Origin of the sequence: Streptomyces calidiresistens (assembly GCF_014141525.1) — a bacterium.
GTDB lineage: Bacteria > Actinomycetota > Actinomycetes > Streptomycetales > Streptomycetaceae > Streptomyces > Streptomyces calidiresistens.
Window position 1 is genome coordinate 1 of sequence record NZ_VKHS01001009.1, and the last position, 1,688, is coordinate 1,688.

General features: G+C 74.2%; 2 protein-coding genes. One reads left to right on the top strand and one right to left on the bottom strand.

The features are described from left to right. Window positions 1-444, top strand: a 444-nt coding sequence (locus FOE67_RS24995) for a DUF6542 domain-containing protein (RefSeq protein ID WP_323385470.1), incomplete at its 5' end; no start/stop codon positions are given. Between the two features lie 209 nt (window positions 445-653). Here FOE67_RS24995 and FOE67_RS25000 read toward each other — a convergent pair. Beyond that, entirely contained in the window at window positions 654-1,640 is a 987-nt protein-coding gene (locus tag FOE67_RS25000; protein WP_182667089.1) for a 4-hydroxy-3-methylbut-2-enyl diphosphate reductase, read from the bottom strand. Window positions 1,641-1,688 lie beyond the last annotated feature (48 nt).

Sequence of the window (1,688 nt, forward strand, 5' to 3'; positions counted from 1 at the left end):
GAGACACGCCCCGGCCGCACCCCTCGACCCCCGGTGGTCGAGGCCCTGTCCCGACTGGGCCGTGCCGTCCGCACCGCCCGGCGCCCCCGCCCGGTCCTGACCGGCCTGGGGTGCGGCGTTCTCGCCGGCGCGGCGATGCTCGCCGGCGGTTGGCTGAGCCGCCTGGTCGGCGGGGCGCCGGTCCTGCACGGCCTCGTCTTCCTGCTGGCCTGCGCGACGGTGGCCGTCATGGTGCGACCCGCCGATCTGATCTGCGCCCCGGTGGCCGCCCCGATCGCCTTCGGCCTGGGGGCCGTCGCGGCCGGCGGGTTCGACGATCTCCTGGCCACGCTGGCGCTCGAGGCGCCCTGGCTGTTCACCGGGACGTTCCTGGCGGGCGCGATCGTCCTGGCCCGGGGCTCCGCCCGGGTGCTGCGCCGGCGCCGGGCCGCGGCCCGGGGCTGACGGGGCCCCGGCGCGCTCCACCCCCGGACCCGATGCCCGACCCCGCACCCGACCCGACGGGGAAGACCGCCGGGCCCGCTCCGCGCCCCGGCGCCGGCGGTGCCGGTGGGGGACGGGAACGGGCCCGGGAGGGCTTCGAGGGGGTTCGGGGCCCGGGGAGCGGCCCGCCGCGAGGCGTCGCGCGTCGTCCCCGGGGGCCGTGGCCCCGGTCAGACCTCCAGCTTGGCCCTCGCCTCGGCCCGCAGGTCGCGGCGCAGTTCCTTGGGCAGCGAGAAGCGGATGTGCTCGGTGACCGGCTGGACGACCTCCACGTCGTCGAAACCGCGCTCGGCGAGCCACTCCATGACGCCCTCGACCAGCACCTCGGGCACCGAGGCGCCGGAGGACAGACCGATGGTCTCCACGCCCTCGAGCCACGCCTCGTCGATCTCGGAGGCGTTGTCGACCAGGTGGGCCGCGCGGGCGCCGGCACCGAGGGCGACCTCGACCATCCGGACGGAGTTGGAGGAGTTCCTCGACCCCACGACCAGCACGAGGTCCGAGCGGTCGGCGATCTCCTTGATCGCGGTCTGCCGGTTCTGGGTGGCGTAGCAGATGTCGTCGCTGGGCGGGTTGAGCAGGTTCGGGAAGCGGTCCTTCAGCGCGCCCACGGTCTCCATGGTCTCGTCCACCGACAGGGTGGTCTGGGAGAGCCAGACGACCTTCTCCGGGTTGCGCACCCGGACGTTCTCCACGTCCTTCGGGCCGTCCACGAGCGTGATGTGGTCGGGGGCCTCACCGGTGGTGCCGATGACCTCCTCGTGGCCCTCGTGGCCGATCAGGAGGATGTCGTAGTCCTCGCGGGCGAAGCGCACGGCCTCCTTGTGCACCTTGGTGACCAGGGGGCAGGTGGCGTCGACGGTGGCGAGCTTGCCGCGTTCGGCCTCGCGGTGGACCTCGGGGGCGACGCCGTGGGCGGAGAAGATGACGATCTCGCCCTCGGGGACCTCGGAGGTCTCCTCGACGAAGATCGCGCCCTTCTTCTCCAGGGTGCGGACGACGTACTTGTTGTGCACGATCTCGTGTCGGACGTAGATCGGGGCGCCGTACTGCTCCAGCGCCTGCTCCACGGCGACGACGGCACGGTCCACCCCCGCGCAGTAGCCACGGGGGGCGGCGAGCAGGACACGGCGGCCGGCGGCGCGGGAATCACTCATGCCGTCCATCGTACGAGTCCACCGGTGGGGGGAGGGCGCGGCATGGGG